At 37.2% G+C, this 17,356-nt stretch carries 16 protein-coding genes; 13 read left to right on the top strand and 3 right to left on the bottom strand.

The window, feature by feature from the left end; translation table 11 throughout:
* Positions 1-33: 33 nt before the first annotated feature.
* On the bottom strand, positions 34-1,029 hold the full coding sequence (locus tag DVJ99_RS05485; RefSeq protein WP_114603459.1) for a YeiH family protein: 996 nt from the start codon (positions 1,027-1,029) through the stop codon (positions 34-36).
* A gap of 123 nt (positions 1,030-1,152) precedes the next feature.
* Between DVJ99_RS05485 and DVJ99_RS05480 the strand changes: the two genes are divergently transcribed.
* Complete coding sequence (locus tag DVJ99_RS05480; protein WP_114603458.1) at positions 1,153-1,983, top strand: LysR family transcriptional regulator; 831 nt, start codon at positions 1,153-1,155, stop codon at positions 1,981-1,983.
* Positions 1,984-2,097: 114 nt separating this feature from the next.
* Here DVJ99_RS05480 and DVJ99_RS05475 read toward each other — a convergent pair whose 3' ends face one another.
* A complete protein-coding gene (locus tag DVJ99_RS05475) occupies positions 2,098-2,316 on the bottom strand; it encodes a hypothetical protein (RefSeq protein ID WP_114603457.1) in 219 nt (72 codons plus the stop codon).
* Between the two features lie 271 nt (positions 2,317-2,587).
* Here DVJ99_RS05475 and DVJ99_RS05470 point away from each other — a divergent pair, with 271 nt between their 5' ends.
* The 8 genes from DVJ99_RS05470 to thiW all read left to right on the top strand — a co-directional run bounded on the left by DVJ99_RS05470 (position 2,588) and on the right by thiW (position 9,896).
* Positions 2,588-3,385, top strand: coding sequence for a TIGR00282 family metallophosphoesterase (locus DVJ99_RS05470; RefSeq protein WP_105992928.1), 798 nt, complete (start codon positions 2,588-2,590; stop codon positions 3,383-3,385).
* 112 nt (positions 3,386-3,497) lie between these two features.
* Positions 3,498-5,273, top strand: coding sequence for a 2-oxoacid:acceptor oxidoreductase subunit alpha (locus DVJ99_RS05465; protein WP_114603456.1), 1,776 nt, complete (start codon positions 3,498-3,500; stop codon positions 5,271-5,273).
* Entirely contained in the window at positions 5,260-6,126 is an 867-nt protein-coding gene (locus DVJ99_RS05460) for a 2-oxoacid:ferredoxin oxidoreductase subunit beta (protein ID WP_105992926.1), read from the top strand. The genes DVJ99_RS05465 and DVJ99_RS05460 overlap by 14 nt, the downstream gene beginning before the upstream one ends.
* 199 nt (positions 6,127-6,325) lie before the next feature.
* Complete coding sequence (locus DVJ99_RS05455) at positions 6,326-6,844, top strand: type II toxin-antitoxin system YoeB family toxin (RefSeq protein WP_114603455.1); 519 nt, start codon at positions 6,326-6,328, stop codon at positions 6,842-6,844.
* Between the two features lie 81 nt (positions 6,845-6,925).
* Positions 6,926-7,216, top strand: a complete 291-nt coding sequence (locus tag DVJ99_RS05450) for a thiamine-binding protein (RefSeq protein WP_114603454.1) — start codon at positions 6,926-6,928, stop codon at positions 7,214-7,216.
* A 253-nt stretch (positions 7,217-7,469) separates the two neighbouring features.
* Positions 7,470-9,011: a tRNA (N6-isopentenyl adenosine(37)-C2)-methylthiotransferase MiaB gene (miaB, locus tag DVJ99_RS05445; protein WP_114603453.1), complete on the top strand. Its 1,542-nt coding sequence runs from the start codon at positions 7,470-7,472 to the stop codon at positions 9,009-9,011.
* On the top strand, positions 9,011-9,367 hold the full coding sequence (locus DVJ99_RS05440; protein WP_105992917.1) for a YlbF/YmcA family competence regulator: 357 nt from the start codon (positions 9,011-9,013) through the stop codon (positions 9,365-9,367). Before miaB ends, DVJ99_RS05440 begins: the two co-directional genes overlap by 1 nt.
* Positions 9,368-9,398: 31 nt before the next feature.
* Positions 9,399-9,896: an energy coupling factor transporter S component ThiW gene (gene thiW, locus DVJ99_RS05435; RefSeq protein WP_105992916.1), complete on the top strand. Its 498-nt coding sequence runs from the start codon at positions 9,399-9,401 to the stop codon at positions 9,894-9,896.
* A gap of 77 nt (positions 9,897-9,973) precedes the next feature.
* On the opposite strand, the gene DVJ99_RS05430 is transcribed toward thiW, so the two are convergent.
* Positions 9,974-10,942, bottom strand: coding sequence for a glycerophosphodiester phosphodiesterase (locus DVJ99_RS05430; protein ID WP_114603452.1), 969 nt, complete (start codon positions 10,940-10,942; stop codon positions 9,974-9,976).
* Positions 10,943-11,223: 281 nt separating this feature from the next.
* Here DVJ99_RS05430 and mutS point away from each other — a divergent pair, with 281 nt between their 5' ends.
* The 4 genes from mutS to DVJ99_RS05410 all read left to right on the top strand — a co-directional run bounded on the left by mutS (position 11,224) and on the right by DVJ99_RS05410 (position 17,321).
* Complete coding sequence (gene mutS, locus DVJ99_RS05425) at positions 11,224-13,848, top strand: DNA mismatch repair protein MutS (RefSeq protein ID WP_114603451.1); 2,625 nt, start codon at positions 11,224-11,226, stop codon at positions 13,846-13,848.
* A 12-nt stretch (positions 13,849-13,860) separates the two neighbouring features.
* Positions 13,861-15,792, top strand: coding sequence for a DNA mismatch repair endonuclease MutL (mutL, locus tag DVJ99_RS05420; RefSeq protein WP_114603450.1), 1,932 nt, complete (start codon positions 13,861-13,863; stop codon positions 15,790-15,792).
* A gap of 13 nt (positions 15,793-15,805) precedes the next feature.
* Positions 15,806-16,339 carry a glycerol-3-phosphate responsive antiterminator gene (locus tag DVJ99_RS05415; RefSeq protein WP_114603449.1) on the top strand — a complete coding sequence of 178 codons (534 nt, stop codon included), beginning with the start codon at positions 15,806-15,808 and terminating at the stop codon, positions 16,337-16,339.
* A gap of 166 nt (positions 16,340-16,505) precedes the next feature.
* Entirely contained in the window at positions 16,506-17,321 is an 816-nt protein-coding gene (locus DVJ99_RS05410) for an MIP/aquaporin family protein (protein WP_114603448.1), read from the top strand.
* Positions 17,322-17,356 lie beyond the last annotated feature (35 nt).

The raw sequence follows: 17,356 nt of genomic DNA, 5'->3' as shown, positions 1-17,356 counted from the left end.
GATGAAATGGGTTAGAATTTCTAACCCATTTTTTTATATGTGGAGCAGAGATAATGTGATAAAAACAAGTAATGAAAGCAATAGAGAGGCAATCACAATTGCGATAAGCGGTTTGCCTGCACGGTCTTTAATATCTTTGAGTGCGACATTTAAACCTAAGCCAACCATTGCCATAATAATAAGTAATGTAGAAATAAAGTTTAAGCATGACATCCATACTTCTGGTAACGGCAGATACGTATTAATTAAAGAGGCAATAACGAATCCGATTAAGAAGTAAGGAATTTCTATAGCAGCTTTTTCGTTTGAATTTTGTGATTTGAATTTCATGATAAAAAGCAAAATCAAACTGACTGGTATTAATAAGAAGACTCTGCCTAATTTAGCGAGTAATCCGATTTTTAATGATGCTTCACCCGCAAATCCAGCAGCTAATACAACATGAGCAATTTCATGCAAACTGCTGCCTGACCAAGCACCATAAAGTTCAGGTGAGATATGAAAAATAGAACTGATGACGGTATACACTAATGAAAACAGTGTTCCGATCAAGGCAATAATTCCGACACTTAAAGCAGTGTCTTTTTCTTTTGATTTTAAAATAGATGATGTCGCCGCAATCGCAGCCGCACCGCAAATACCTGTGCCGATACCTAGTAAGAGACCGATTTGTTTATCGCCTTTCATCCATTTGTTTAATAAAACGATAAATCCGATGCTGAATATCACGACACCGATATCCACTAATAACAAGGTACGTCCTTGTGTAATGATTTCATTGATATTGAGTTTGAGCCCGTAGAGTACAATCGCAACTTTTAATAGGCGTTTCGCTGAAAACTCAATACCCGATCTTACAGTTTCCGGATAGCCCTTAAAATGACGGTACACAATCGCAAATAAGATAGCGATAGTCAGTGCACCTAAATTTTCTAACAGAGGCAATTGGGCTAATAACATACTGATTAGCGCTATGATCAGTGTGAAGATTATTCCAAATGCAAAAGATTTTTGTCTGATGACTTTCATAGTAACGCCTCCTCATACATTTAATTTAGCACGGGCTTCTTATAACGTTAAATAAATAATTGGTATGTAGACTATAACGGATTTGTTATAATTGAGGAGAATAAACAAAAAGGTGTGTTGTGGATGGATCCTTTTAAAGTATTAATTGAAGTTGTGAAAACGAAAAGTTATACCAAAGCTGCACAGAATTTATATACATCACAACCTTCCATCAGCAGAGATATCAAGCGATTGGAAAATGAATATGACGTAAAAGTATTTGAGTTCAAGCATTCTAATATGCGTTTGACGAGAGACGGCGAAAAGCTGTTTCATTATGCACTTCAAAAACGGCGTTTAGAAGAACGCTTAATCAAAGATTTAAAACAGGCACCGCATACTATTTCGGGTGAACTGACAATCGGAAGCAGTTATACGTATGGAGAATACCGTTTGGCTGAGCATTTAGCAGATTTGGCTTTAAAATATCCTCAGCTTCATATTCATGTAAGATTAGACAATTCTGAACATGTGATTGAACATTTGAAAAATAATGTGATTGATTTAGGAATTGTAGAAAAGGAAATTCAAGATAATGCGTTAAATAAAATGAAAATTGAACATGATGAATTGGTCTTAATTCGTAAAAAAGGTCAACCGTTTGAATCAGCTGATACTTTCTTTATTAGAGAAAAGGGTTCAGGTACCAGAGCCTACCAAGAAAAAGGAATTGAAAAATTAGGATTGAATGATGTTTTTCTAGTTGAGATGAATAATACAACATTGATAAAGAATATGGTGAGAAGAGGAATGGGGATTTCTATTATTTCATCTACGACACTCACACCATATGATCATCAGAAATTGATGGTGGTTCCTGTTGATATTCAACGCGACTTTTATCTGTTTGCGCATAAGAACAAATATATTGATGACAATTTAAGGATTGTGATTGATCACTTGAAGGAAGCGTAAGTGTACATTATAGGTATAAAGCATAAAAAAGAAGTTAAGCAGGTGCTTAACTTCTGATGGATGAACAGTCGGTATTGATGGACTGTTCATTGTTTTTTATTTAAGATTGTTGTTTTATTTAGTCAAAAGTAAATCTGTATTTTTCACTTCTGTAAGTACTTCGCATGTATCAAATGCATTTGAAGATAAGTGTGCATATCTTTCAGCTAAACGGTATGCATTGATATAAAGTTCTAATGCCTCTTTTGCAACATCTTCTGGATTGTCGCTTTTAGACGGGTTAGATTGAAGTACAAGTTCTGCAAACTTTTCGGGATCAATATTAATTGACATTTACTATTTACATCTCCTATAAATTTGATAGACAAATCATAACATACAACAAATTGATTAAAAAGAACAACTGCTTTGAAAATTTGACAGCTCTTTTACAATTATAGCGTTGTGATGTATGAGCGTCTTAATTCATCTTTACCCCCTCTACATAAAGTTAATTATTTTTTTGAAAAAACTTTACTGCATCTGCATGATATTAAATGGCTTAGGCACTTTTCAATTGATGGATTTTCCATTAAACTAACTAATATGAGAGGATGAAGGAACGTTGAGAATATTATTTATCGGCGACATCGTAGGCAAAGTAGGGCGCAATGCGATTACTACATATTTGCCTAAATTAAAGAAACATTACCGTCCGACCGCAACTATTGTCAATGCGGAAAATGCGGCACACGGTAAAGGTCTGACTGAAAAGATTTATAAACAGTTATTAAGAGAGGGCGTTGACTTTATGACGATGGGCAACCATACGTATGGACAACGTCAAATTTATGAATTTATCGATGATGCAAAACGTATGGTGCGACCTGCCAATTTCCCTGATGAAGCACCAGGTGTCGGTATGCGCTATATGCAGATCAATGATACGAAACTTGCGGTAATTAATCTGCAAGGCCGTGCGTTTATGCAAGATATTGATGACCCGTTTAAGAAAGCAGATGCATTAATTGAAGCAGCACAAAAAGAAACGCCTTATATCTTTGTGGACTTTCATGCGGAAACAACATCAGAGAAAAATGCTATGGGCTGGTATCTAGACGGCCGTGCAAGTGCTGTTGTGGGCACACATACACATATTCAAACTTCAGATAACCGTATTTTGCCGAATGGTACAGGCTACATCACAGATGTAGGAATGACTGGTTATTATGATGGAATATTAGGCATTAATCGTGATGAAGTCATCTATCGTTTTATTTCAAGTCTGCCTCAGCGTCATGTTGTACCAGACGAAGGCAGAGAAGTATTATCCGGAGTTATTATTGATTTAGATAAAAACGGCAAAACAAAAAATATTGAACGTATTTTAATTAACGAAGATAATCCTTTTGAAATGATTTAAAGGGTATCGTCCGTTAGTATGAATTTCACTTAAAACCACTGTTATCATAGTAATACAGTGGTTTATTTTGTTATGATTAGAATGAACTATATTACAGGAGGCAAAGCTAGGTATGAAATCACAAGTATCTTGGAAAGTTGGCGGACAACAAGGTGAAGGAATTGAATCGACTGGAGAAATCTTTGCCACAGCAATGAATCGTGAAGGATATTACCTCTACGGATACAGACATTTCTCAAGCCGAATTAAAGGCGGCCATACCAATAATAAAATCAGAGTATCCAATACACCTGTGCATGCAATCAGTGATGATTTAGATATTTTAGTAGCGTTTGATCAAGAAACGATTGAAGTCAATCATCATGAAATGCGTGACGACAGTGTGATTATTGCGGATGCTAAAGCAAAACCGTCTAAACCTGAAGATTGCAAATCCCAACTTATCGTACTGCCTTTTACTGATATCGCAAAAGAACTTGGTACAAAACTTATGAAAAACATGGTGGCTATCGGTGCAACGTGTGCCATTATGGATTTAGATATTAAGTCCTTTGAGTCATTAATTGACAACACATTCGGTAAAAAAGGCGAAAGTATTGTTGAAATGAATATTCAAGCCTTACATGCAGGCTATGAAGCAATGAAAGAACAAATGACAGACTTAGAAGGAGATTTCCATTTAGAAGCAAGCCAATCAGAACCTCATTTATATATGATCGGCAACGATGCAGTCGGCTTAGGTGCTATTTCAGCAGGATCTAAATTTATGGCAGCTTATCCAATTACACCTGCTTCAGAAATCATGGAATATATGATTGATAACTTGCCGAAAGTCGGCGGTACAGTGATTCAAACAGAAGATGAAATTGCGGCGGCTACAATGGCTATCGGCGCAAACTATGCAGGTGTGCGTGCGTTCACAGCTTCAGCTGGTCCCGGTCTTTCATTGATGATGGAATCTATCGGTCTTTCAGGTATGACTGAAACACCGTTAGTGATTGTCAATACACAACGCGGAGGTCCTTCAACAGGATTGCCTACAAAAGAGGAACAATCAGATTTAATGCAAATGATTTACGGTACACATGGTGATATTCCTAAGATTGTATTAGCACCAACAGATGCGGAAGATTCATTCTATTTAACAGTAGAAGCTTTCAACTTAGCTGAAGAATATCAATGCCCAGTTATCATTTTAAGCGACTTGCAGCTGGCATTAGGCAAACAAACAGTAGAACAGCTTGATTTCAATCGTGTAGAAATCAAACGCGGCGAATTACTGCAAGGCGATATCGAACGTGAAGAAGGTGACAAAGCTTACTTCAAACGTTATGCGCTTACAGCAAGCGGTGTATCACCGCGTCCTATTCCAGGTGTTAAAGGCGGTATTCACCATGTAACTGGTGTTGAACACAGCCAAGACGGCAAACCTAGTGAGTCTGCACAAAACCGTCAAGAACAAATGGATAAACGTATGCGTAAAACTGAAAACTTATTAATCAGCGAACCGGTTGTAGATGATCAAGCTTATGATGATGCAGATATTTTATATATCGGATTTATTTCTACAAAAGGCGCAATTCAAGAAGGGAAAGCAAGACTTGAACAAGAAGGGATTAAAGTCAACCACTTGCAAATCAAGCAACTGCATCCATTCCCGACAGAAATCGTACAAGAAGCGGTCGATAAAGCTAAAAAAGTCGTAGTTGTTGAACATAACTACCAAGGACAACTAGCAAATATCTTGAAAATGAATGTAAATGTCCATCAAAAACTTGTAAAACAAACAAAATACGATGGTACACCATTCTTACCGCATGAAATTGAAGATAAAGGTTTAGAAATTGCCAAAGAAACTGAAGGAGTGGTTACAGGTGGCAACATTTAAAGATTTTAGAAATAACGTGAAACCCAACTGGTGTCCAGGGTGCGGTGACTTCTCAGTACAAGCAGCGATTCAAAAAGCAGCTGCGAATGTCGGATTAGAACCTGAAGAAGTAGCGTTAATTACAGGTATCGGTTGTTCCGGCCGTTTATCAGGTTATATCAATTCATACGGTTTGCACGCAATTCATGGTCGTGCTTTGCCGATTGCACAAGGCGTTAAAATGGCGAACAAAGATTTAACAGTGATTTGTTCTGGCGGCGACGGTGATGGTTATGCCATCGGTATGGGTCATACGATTCATGCTTTACGCCGTAACATGAACATTACGTATATTGTTATGGATAACCAAATCTATGGATTGACTAAAGGTCAAACTTCACCTTCATCAGCACCAGGTTTTGTGACTAAAACAACGCCTAAAGGCAATATTGAACAAAACGTAGCACCTTTAGAACTTGCTTTATCATCTGGTGCAACATTTGTCGGACAAGGTTTCTCAAGTGATATTAAAGGGCTCACATCATTAATTGAAGAAGCAATCAACCATGACGGCTTCTCATTCGTCAATGTGTTCTCACCTTGTGTCACATACAATAAAGTCAATACGTATGATTGGTTTAAAGAAAATCTTGTGTCAGTAGATGACTTAGAAGATTTTGACCCTTCAGATAAAAATAAAGCAACACAAGCAGTCATTGAAAACGAATCATTACTGACTGGAATTGTTTATCAAGATAAAGAAACACCTTCATATGAATCTCAAGTAGAAGCTATGAGCGGCGAACCTTTAGCAAAACAAGATATCAGTATTGATCAAGCACAATTTGACGAATTAACTAAACAATTTATCTAAAAAATATGAAACAAGCCTTCTTAACCTCGAAATAACGGGTATACGTTATATGAGAGAATAGAAGGCTTGTTTTTTGTTTATTAAGTTATCTTTTGTTCACACCTAATTAGTTGTTAGTTATTAAAAATTAAAATAAAAGTTTGGTATACCGCTTTATAAGGGTATTGTTTAAATAAGTCGTAATTAAGAGGTGTACAAAATGACGAAAGAGAAAAAAGAAGTTGATAAAGCGACGACGCAAGAACAATTATTAAATAAAATTGCACATAATTATTTAGAAGGGCAGCAAGTGGATCCTTCCATTCACTATAATAATGAAGCTGAAACACAAAAAGGTTATGAAGCACGCATGTATTTGCTTAAAAATGAAGCGAACCGCAGCCATTTGGCACATTGTATCAGAGATTACATCAATGGACACTTGGTTAAAGTCCTCGTAAATGACCAGCTATTAATCGATTTTACTGAAACCGCAAATAATGACCATACCCACTTTAAAAGCTTAAATGGTCAATTGATTGCACACTTCAACAGAGCGATTCAACAAATTAAAGGCAAGATCCCTTTTGATGAAGATAATTATCCTGTTCCGTTATATGTAAAAAAAATCAGTGAAGGCGGCTTTAAAGTTTTGAAGCTGGATGAAATTCATCGACTCGTATATAAAGAAATCGGCCATCGTTTAATCATCATCAGTTGTTATTATCATACAGTTTAACGCAATGAAGCAGCATCAGTAGGCGAATGGGACAATTTTTGATACAGTGGAATTAATAACAAGGGAAAAGAGGGCTTTGACATGCAAGACACTTTAATGAGTATTCAAGTCATACCGAAAACACCAAATGGCGAAGACGTTATTCCATATGTTGATGAAGCAATTGCGATTATCGAACAATCAGGCTTAGAGTTTCGTGTTAATCCTTTAGAAACTACTGTACAAGGAACGATGAGCGAATGCTTGATATTAATTCAAAATATCAATGATAGAATGGTTGAATTAAAAGTTCCAAGTATCATCAGCCAAGTGAAATTCTACCATGTGCCTACAGGTATTACTATGGATGATTTAACAGCTAAATACGATTAAATTATAATTTATCAATTTTGAGCACTCCTAATATTCAGGAGTGCTTTTTTGCGTATCGCTACTAATTATGAAAAAATTATAGTTATTAAATGAAAACTTGAAAATTGCATTATAACTTCAATCTAAACCCTACAATCAACTGGTCTTTGACTGGCTTTTTTTCTGTTTCAGACAAGATTCATTTTGCACTTTTAACGTAAACCATATATAATGAAATAATGATTAATCGGGGATATAGAAAGGATTTTGCGAAGTGAATGAAGAACAAAGAAAAGCGGGTTCTTTGGACGTAATTGCACACCGAAACAAGAAAGAGAAAGATTATAGTCAATACTTCGAAACAGTTTACCAGCCTCCTAGTTTAAAAGAAGCTAAAAAACGCGGTAAAGAAGAAGTGCATTATAATCGTGATTTCCAAATAGATGAGAAATATAAAAACATGGGTAAAGGCCGTACGTTCTTTATTAAAACGTATGGTTGCCAAATGAATGCGCACGACACTGAAGTAATGGCAGGTATTTTTGAAGCTTTAGGTTATACATTAGCAGATGAAATGTTAAAAGCTGATGTAATCTTGTTAAATACTTGTGCGATTCGTGAAAATGCGGAAAACAAAGTATTTAGTGAAATCGGTAATTTAAAACACTTGAAACGCGATCGCCCAGATTGCCTAATCGGTGTTTGCGGTTGTATGTCGCAAGAAGAATCAGTCGTGAATAAAATATTGAAGTCATTCCAAAATGTGGATATGATTTTCGGTACGCACAATATTCATAAATTACCAGAGATTTTAGAAGAAGCATATTTATCTAAAGCAATGGTTATTGATGTTTGGTCTAAAGAAGGCGATGTTATTGAGAACCTTCCGAAAGTCCGCGACGACTATTTCAAAGCATGGGTTAATATTATGTATGGCTGCGATAAGTTCTGTACATATTGTATTGTGCCGTTTACACGCGGTAAAGAGCGCAGTCGCCGTCCGCAAGATATTATTGATGAAGTGCGTGATTTAGCTCGCAGAGGCTATAAAGAAATTACTTTATTAGGTCAAAACGTCAACTCATACGGTAAAGACTTAAAAGACATGGATTATGGTTTAGGCGATTTATTTGAAGCAATTTCAAAAATCGATATTCCGCGTGTCCGTTTTACTACCAGCCACCCATGGGACTTTACGGATCATATGATTGAAGTAATTGCTAAGGGCGGCAATATCGTACCGCACATTCATTTGCCTGTTCAATCTGGTAATGATGCTGTGTTGAAAATTATGGGACGCAAATATACACGTGAAAGTTATTTAGATTTAGTACATCGTATTAAAGCCGCAATTCCTGATGTTGCTTTAACAACTGATATTATTGTCGGCTATCCGAATGAAACAGAAGAACAATTCGAAGAAACATTATCATTATATGATGAAGTTGAATTCGAACATGCTTATACTTATCTTTATTCACAGCGTGATGGTACACCGGCTGCACGAATGAAAGATAACGTAGCAACAGACGTTAAAAAAGCACGCTTGCAGCGCTTAAATAAAAAAGTCGGTTACTATTCTGAACGTGCACTTAAAGCTTACGAAGGTCAAGTTGTGACTGTATTATGCGAAGGCAGCAGTAAGAAAGACGACACAGTATTAGCAGGTTACACTGATAAAAATAAATTAGTTAACTTTAAAGGACCTAAAGAAGTCATCGGCAAACTTGTTGATGTGAAAATCGACGAAGCGAAACAGTATTCATTGAACGGCACATTCTTGCATGTCCATGAAGGCAATGCGGTGAAAGCGTAATGTATGATAAAACGGCTATCATCGAAGAAGCTAAAAAGCTGAGTGCGCAAATTAAAGCTTTGGATACTGTTAAAGATTACCAGCGTGTTGAAACACAAATCCATCGCAACCATCATATTGATGATTGGATGGCAGATTTAAAACAAAGACAAAAGCAATCTGTGAATTTGCAGAACTATGGCAAGATAGAAGCGTATAAACGCAGTGAAGCAGAGATAGCTGAGCTTGAAAAGAAAATCAATGCGTTGCCTATCGTCACAGAATTTCGCGAATCGCAGGCTGATGCGAATGATTTACTGCAAATGATGATTAACACAATGGCTGATCGTTTGAACGCAGCGCACCACAAGCAGTAACTTTAAATCTAAGTGAAAGGGCGTTTGAGTTGTGAAGATAAGAAAACTTACTTTAACTGCTATGTTCATCGCCATTAATGTTGTCTTAAGCAGTCTGATTATTATACCGCTCGGACCTATTAAAGCGGCACCGATTCAACATATGATTAATGTGTTATGTGCTGTGTTTGTAGGACCGTGGTTCGGACTTGCTCAAGCATTTCTATCCTCAGTTATTCGCATGATGTTCGGTACAGGTTCAGCGTTTGCGTTTCCCGGCAGTATGATCGGTGTATTACTAGCGAGCTTGTTGTATCGTTACCGTAAACATTTGTTTATGGCCGCAATCGGTGAAGTTATCGGTACAGGTTTCATCGGCAGTTTTATGTGTATTCCTTTGGCTTTTGTCCTAGGATTGCAAGGGATTGCCATTAAACCTTTAATGGCCGCATTTATCGCATCAAGTGCTTTAGGTGCATCCATTAGTTATGTACTGCTTATGATTTTATTTAAAAAAGGCAAGCTGTCCAGATGGCTGCCGAAAGACTGATAAATACAACATCCCCATTCATTTCTTTAATTAAGAAGTGGATGGGGATGTTTCTTGTTATTCTATTTTATTTAAACTTAGTAAGCTGTTTTGTTTTGAGATTGGTCTCTAAGTTTTACATATTGATCGATGTAGTTAGAGAAGGCGCCGTCAACGTTGTTATTGATTAATTGCTGCATTTCAGGAACTGTATTGACAGTATAAGGGTGTACAAGTAAGTGATGGCGGTGCATTTTTTCTACATTTGCTGCTGTAGCATCATGATATTCAGGGCCGACACCTTTAGCATATGATGCAATATAATCTAAGTCTTGATCTGTGTACGTACCTAATTGTGCTTTATCTGTAAGTTGAATCAACGGTACATTCGGATTGAGACGTTTCATTTTCAACAAGCTTTCTTGTGAGAAAGATTGTACGACGACTTGTCCGTTTTGAAGTTTATTCGGTGTCAATAATCCATGCTTATTTAAAGTTTGAAGCAATTTTTCTTCCATTCCAGGATACACATCCGGTGATTTTGTTTCGATATAGTAGTTTGTGTTTTTGCCGTAACGGTCTAAGATTTCATCTAATGTAGGAATTTTAGCACCGCTGTATTTAGGGTCGGCAAATTGAGGATTCGCAACATTGAATGAAGTACCGACATCCATTTGTTTCAATTGAGCAGTGGTGTAGTTTTTGACAGGTCCATGGAATTTACCGCCTGTTGTACGATCAACAGTTTCATCATGCATTGCGATTAAATTGCCATCTTTTGTCATCTGCAAATCTAGCTCTATGTAGTCTGCATTGAGTTCGTTTTTAGCTTTATCGTAAGCGAAGAAAGTATGTTCAGGTGCATAACCGCTTGCGCCGCGGTGTGCGATTGCGACATTTTTGTTAAGAATGTTTTGAGGTTTGTGCGATGCAGCTTGGTTAACGTTGCTGTGGCCGTTTGAAGCAGGACCGATACCGCTGCCTCCGCTAGCGAGTACTGCTTGAGAACCGGTTAAAAAAGTGACTGATACTGCTAATGAAGTAATGACTGATTTTTTAAGTTTCATAGTGCGTAAATCTCTCCTTTTGTGAAATTAATTTCAATATATCAGAGAAAGGTGAATGACATTCTGATTTTTACGACAATTTAATAGTATTTAACTGATAATATATACTGAATTAATCTTTTTATTAGGAATTTAAAATTAACCTTACAAAAAGCAGACACTCGTTTAACCACTTATAATTTGTTAAAATAGATGAGTTAAGAAAAGTGAAATGGATATGAAATTCTTATACAATCACTTATAATGAATAAACCTAAAATTAGAAGGAATGATTCAAAATCATGACAAATGTAACGCCGATGATGCAGCAATATTTAAAAATAAAATCTCAATATCAAGACTGCTTATTGTTTTTCAGATTAGGCGATTTTTATGAAATGTTTTATGAAGATGCAAAAGTGGCTTCTAGAGTATTAGAGATTACGCTGACAAAAAGGGATGCGAAAAAAGAAAATCCTATTCCAATGTGCGGAGTGCCTTACCACTCTGCAGAAAGTTATATTGAAACATTAATAGAAAACGGATATAAAGTAGCCATTTGCGAACAAATGGAAGATCCGAAAGTTACAAAAGGTATGGTACGCCGAGAAGTAATACGAGTAGTTACACCAGGAACAATCATGAACCAAGGCGGCGTAGATGAAAAACAAAACAACTATATTTTGAGCTTCGTTCGAGAAGCAAACAACATTGCGTTAAGTTATTGTGATGTGTCGACGGGTGAATTAAAGGTGACACATTTCAATGATGAAAGTATGCTGCTGAATGAGATTACAACGATTAATCCTAATGAGATTGTTACTGCTGAAGCAGTAGAAGCATCGTTGAAGCAGCAAATGTCATTGGCTACAGAAACATTAACGGTTGTGGATGACATCAGCAATGAAAATTATGCTGTGAACCAAGTAGAAGATACATTAATGCATCATGCGGTTCAAGTACTGTTAGATTATATCCACCATACGCAAAAGCGTAATTTAGAACATATTGAAGACGCAAAAGTATATGAAGCTGTCGATTATATGAAAATGGATTATTACGCTAAACGCAACTTAGAATTGACTGAAAGCATTCGTTTGAAATCTAAAAAAGGAACATTGTTATGGTTGATGGATCAAACGAAGACCCCAATGGGTGCACGTCGTCTCAAACAATGGATTGACCGACCATTAATCTATAAACAAGCCATCAATGAACGCTTAGATGCTGTGTCGCAATTGATTGATCGTTTTATTGAACGCGATACACTGCGCAATTATTTAAACCAAGTGTATGATATTGAAAGATTAGTCGGACGTGTCAGTTACGGTAATGTGAATGCGCGTGATTTGATTCAGCTTAAACATTCAATTGCTGAGATACCGAACATTAAAGCATTATTAGATGCGTTTGATGACCAATTGCCAGAACAGTTCAGACAGTTGGAACCTTTAAATGATTTGCTAGAATTGCTGGAACACAGTCTTGTTGAGGAACCGCCGATTTCAGTGAAAGACGGAGGTTTATTCAAACAGGGCTTTAATGAACAATTAGATGAATACTTAGAAGCGTCAATCAACGGGAAACAATGGTTGGCACAGCTTCAAGCGAAAGAAAGAGAACGTACAGGTATTCGTTCGCTGAAAATCAGCTTTAACAAAGTATTCGGCTACTTTATAGAAATTACACGTGCAAACTTAAAAGGCTTTGAGCCTTCAGACTATGGTTATACACGTAAACAAACATTATCGAATGCAGAACGTTTTATTACGGATGAATTAAAAGAAAAAGAAGATTTGATTTTAGGGGCTGAAGATAAAGCAGTAGAACTTGAATATCAGCTTTTTGTGAAATTAAGAGAAGCGGTCAAAGCGTATACTGAGCGTCTTCAAAAACAAGCAAAATTAATTTCTGAAATTGATTGCCTGCAAAGCTTTGCGGAAATTGCTCAAAAATACAATTATGTCAGACCAAAATTCAGCGATGATAAAACACTGGTCTTAGTTGATTCCCGCCACCCTGTAGTAGAGCGTGTCATGGATTATAATGATTATGTTCCTAATGATTGCCGCTTAGATGATGAACAGTTCATTTATTTGATTACAGGGCCGAATATGTCAGGTAAATCTACTTATATGCGCCAAATCGCAATTATCAGTATTATGGCGCAAATGGGCGCATATGTACCATGCAGCGAAGCAGTACTGCCGATTTTTGATCAAATCTTTACACGTATCGGTGCTGCAGATGACTTAGTATCTGGTAAAAGTACCTTTATGGTTGAAATGCTGGAAGCACAAAAAGCTTTAACATATGCGACAGAAGACAGCTTGATTATTTTTGATGAGATCGGACGCGGTACATCAACTTTTGATGGACTGGCTCTTGCTCAAGCAATGATTGAATATGTCGCACAAACCTCTCATGCGAAGACGTTATTCTCGACACATTATCATGAGCTTACGACATTAGATCAGTCATTGTCATGTTTGAAAAACGTACATGTTGCCGCAAATGAATATAAAGGCGAACTTATCTTCTTGCATAAAGTAAAAGATGGCGCTGTAGATGACAGTTACGGTATCCAAGTCGCAAAACTTGCAGATTTGCCGGATCAAGTGATTGAACGTGCTCAGGTGATCTTAGATGCCTTTGAAGCGAACGATAAATCACAGCCGCAAATTCCTAGTTATGAAGCTGCAGAAAAGAATGAAGCAGCAGTTTCTGAGGCAAATCAATCTCAAGAAAATAAAAATGAACCAGAAGAACAGCCGCAACCCGGTTTCCAGCAAGGAACATTTGATTTGTTTGATACTGTACCTAAAGAAAGCGAAGTCGAATTGGAATTAAAACAATTAAACATATCTAATATGACACCGCTTCAAGCACTCAACAAACTCAGCGAACTCCAAAACCAATTAAAATAGAGGTGAACAATCATGGGCAAAATAAAAGAATTACAGACTTCCCTCGCCAATAAAATCGCGGCAGGGGAGGTAGTTGAACGTCCGGGATCAGTCGTTAAAGAATTGTTGGAAAATGCCCTTGATGCCAAAGCAAGCGAAATTAATATTGAAGTTAAACAATCCGGAATCGAATCGATTCGTGTCGTAGATAACGGTACAGGTATCGAAGAAGATGACTTGCATCTAGTCTTTCATCGCCATGCGACAAGCAAGCTGAATGAAGACAGTGATTTATTCCATATCCGTACATTAGGTTTCAGAGGAGAAGCATTAGCCAGTATTTCCTCTGTCGCAAAAGTCACATTGCGTACGTGCACAGATGGACAAAACGGCCATGAAATCTATGCGGAAGATGGTGCGATTATCAATCAAAAACCTGCAAAAGCCAAACAAGGCACCGATATCTTAGTTGAGTCGTTATTTTATAATACGCCGGCACGATTGAAATATGTTAAGAGTCTGTATACAGAACTCGGAAAAATTACAGATATTGTCAATCGTATGGCGATGAGTCATCCAGATGTCCGCTTTACATTGGTATCTGACGGCAAAACATTAATCAAAACCAATGGCTCAGGACGTACTAATGAAGTCATGGCAGAAATATACGGCATGAAAGTTGCGAAAGATTTAGTGCATATTACAGGCGATACCAGCGACTATCATCTGGAAGGTTTCGTGGCCAAGCCTGAACATTCCCGCAGCAACAGACACTATATTTCTATTTTTATCAACGGACGTTATATCAAAAATTTCATCTTGAATAAGGCAATTTTAGAAGGCTATCATACGTTGCTGACTATCGGACGCTATCCGATTTGCTATATCAATATTGAAATGGATCCGATACTTGTAGATGTCAATGTACACCCGACAAAATTAGAAGTCCGTTTATCAAAAGAAGAACAACTGTATCAATTGATTGTTGAAAAAATTCAAGATGCCTTTAAAGACAAAATTTTAATTCCGCATAATGATGAAAATAAACTGCATAAGAAAAATAAAGTATTGGAAACTTTTGAGCAGCAAAAACTAGACTTTGAAAAACGTCAAGCTGAGCAGCAGGCTGATGACAATACAGAACATAGTACAAATGAAAGCCAAAACGATAATGCAGCAACTGACCTTAATGCAGGACAAAATGATTCGCACGTTGCAGAAACCAATGACAGTACAGATTATCAAAATGCGCAAAAAGCAGTCTTATCAGATTTGGATGCTTATGAGACTAATGACTTTGATACTGAAGCTGAAGATGATAATGAAAATGAAGAGGCACAAGTACAAGATGTAAGAGAAACACAAAATGCACAACCGAAACACCGAGTGCCATATATGGAAGTGGTAGGTCAAGTGCATGGTACTTATATCATTGCGCAAAATGAAACAGGTATGTTTATGATTGATCAGCACGCAGCACAAGAACGTATTAAATACGAATACTTCAGAGATAAAATCGGTGAAGTTACGAATGAAGTGCAAAATCTGTTGCTGCCGATAACATTCCACTTTTCTAAAGATGAACAAATGATTATTAATGAATTTAAAGATGAATTGGATAAAGTCGGGGTGCATTTAGAACCTTTCGGCAGTCATGATTATATCGTCAACAGCTATCCTGTTTGGTTTCCTAAAGAAGAAGCACAAGAGATTATTCAAGATATGGTGGAATATGTTTTAGAACATAAGAAAGTAGATATTAAAAAAATCAGAGAAGCAGCAGCAATTATGATGAGTTGCAAAAAGTCGATTAAAGCCAACCATTATTTAAGAAATCAAGAAATGGCCGACTTGATTGACCAATTGCGGGAAATGGAAGACCCGTTCACATGTCCGCATGGTCGTCCGATTATCATCAGCTTTTCAAACTATGAAATGGAACGTTTATTCAAGCGTATCCAGTAAAGGAGACATGAGCGTGAAGCCACATATTTTACCGGCAATTCGTGAGATGAGAGATTTAGAAAAGTTGGTGAAGACTGACTATAAAAGATGTGTATTGTTAGATGCCCATATCGGTCATTTGAAAAGTATTATGGACTTGTTGAAACAACATAAAATGCAGACGTACATTCATGTGGATTTGACAAGAGGTGTCGCACATGATGAATTCGGATGCGAATATTTGATTCAAAACTTCAAACCTGAAGGAATAGTGTCAACGAAACCTAAAGTTATTAAAAAAGCGAAGACATTGAAGGTGACTACAATTTTACGTGTGTTTGTCATCGACAGCCATGCACTCAATCGCAGTATCGCTTTAATCAAGCAAGTACAGCCTGATTTTGTGGAAGTACTGCCAGGTGTTGCCAGCAAGGTGATTCAAAAGGTTTACGATGAAACAAAGACACCAGTTATTGCCGGCGGGTTGATTGATCAGCCAGAAGAAGTAGCAGCAGCGGTATCGAGCGGTGCGGAATATGTTACAACCAGCAATAAAACATTATGGTAAATTGTTGCAAAAGTATTTTTGTGAAAATATGAATATTCATTGACAACGCTTTCATAAAAAGATATTCTGTTAATAAGTTAATATAAATTACGATAGAGATAGGAGACTTCTACATTCACGCGATCAATGTAGGAGTCTTTTTGTCTTCTTTTAAGGAGGAAGTTATATGAGTCCATATTTTGCGGAATTTTTGGGCACTGCCATTTTGATTTTATTCGGGGGCGGTGTAGTTGCGAACCTTAACCTTGTTAAATCAAAAGGTTTCGGCAGCGACTGGATTAATATTTCGCTTGGATGGGGGCTTGCTGTGACATTAGGGGTGTATGCAGTAGGCACATTTTCAGGCGCGCATTTGAATCCGGCTGTAACGGTAGCTTTTGCTATGGATGGCGGTATAGAATGGTTTAAAGTACCAGGCTATATTATTTGCCAAACGTTAGGCGGTGTAGTCGGCGGTGCATTAGTTTGGCTGATGTATTTGCCGCATTGGAAAGCAACGGATGATCAAGGTGCTAAATTAGCAGTATTTTGTACAGCACCAGGTATTAAAAATTATTATGCCAACTTTTTAAGTGAAATCATCGGTACCGCTGCTTTGACATTAGGTTTGATGTTTATCGGTATCAATAAATTTACAGATGGTTTGAACCCGATTATTGTAGGGGGCTTGATTGTTGCTATCGGTATCAGTTTAGGGGGACCTACGGGTTATGCGATTAATCCGGCACGTGACTTAGGCCCGAGAATTGCACATGCGCTTTTACCGATTGCAGGCAAAGGTAATTCACAATGGTCCTATGCAATTGTACCGGTATTAGGTCCGATTGCAGGCGGAATGTTAGGGGCTTGTATTTACAGAGCCGCATACAAAGGTTCATTCGATATGCTTTCAGTCGCAGCCATTGTCCTGACAGCAATCACTTTAGTTTTAGGTCTTGTATTGAACAAGGTTGATAAGAAAGACGTCGAAACGATATATTAGAGATTAAGTCAATTCGAGATATATTTTTGGGGACA

The organism is Staphylococcus sp. EZ-P03 (assembly GCF_003344575.1).
GTDB lineage: Bacteria > Bacillota > Bacilli > Staphylococcales > Staphylococcaceae > Staphylococcus > Staphylococcus simulans_B.
The sequence above is the reverse complement of the archived record's forward strand: the minus strand, read 5'-3'. Positions and strand labels throughout refer to the sequence as shown.

Coding starts and splice junctions, on each gene's coding strand:
- mutL (WP_114603450.1), top strand. CDS start 13,861: ATGGGCAAAATAAAAGAATTACAGACTTCCCTCGCCAATAAAATCGCG.
- DVJ99_RS05455 (WP_114603455.1), top strand. CDS start 6,326: ATGACGAAAGAGAAAAAAGAAGTTGATAAAGCGACGACGCAAGAACAA.
- DVJ99_RS05480 (WP_114603458.1), top strand. CDS start 1,153: ATGGATCCTTTTAAAGTATTAATTGAAGTTGTGAAAACGAAAAGTTAT.
- DVJ99_RS05440 (WP_105992917.1), top strand. CDS start 9,011: ATGTATGATAAAACGGCTATCATCGAAGAAGCTAAAAAGCTGAGTGCG.
- DVJ99_RS05410 (WP_114603448.1), top strand. CDS start 16,506: ATGAGTCCATATTTTGCGGAATTTTTGGGCACTGCCATTTTGATTTTA.
- DVJ99_RS05430 (WP_114603452.1), bottom strand. CDS start 10,942: ATGAAACTTAAAAAATCAGTCATTACTTCATTAGCAGTATCAGTCACT.
- DVJ99_RS05485 (WP_114603459.1), bottom strand. CDS start 1,029: ATGAAAGTCATCAGACAAAAATCTTTTGCATTTGGAATAATCTTCACA.
- DVJ99_RS05475 (WP_114603457.1), bottom strand. CDS start 2,316: ATGTCAATTAATATTGATCCCGAAAAGTTTGCAGAACTTGTACTTCAA.
- mutS (WP_114603451.1), top strand. CDS start 11,224: ATGACAAATGTAACGCCGATGATGCAGCAATATTTAAAAATAAAATCT.
- DVJ99_RS05465 (WP_114603456.1), top strand. CDS start 3,498: ATGAAATCACAAGTATCTTGGAAAGTTGGCGGACAACAAGGTGAAGGA.
- DVJ99_RS05450 (WP_114603454.1), top strand. CDS start 6,926: ATGCAAGACACTTTAATGAGTATTCAAGTCATACCGAAAACACCAAAT.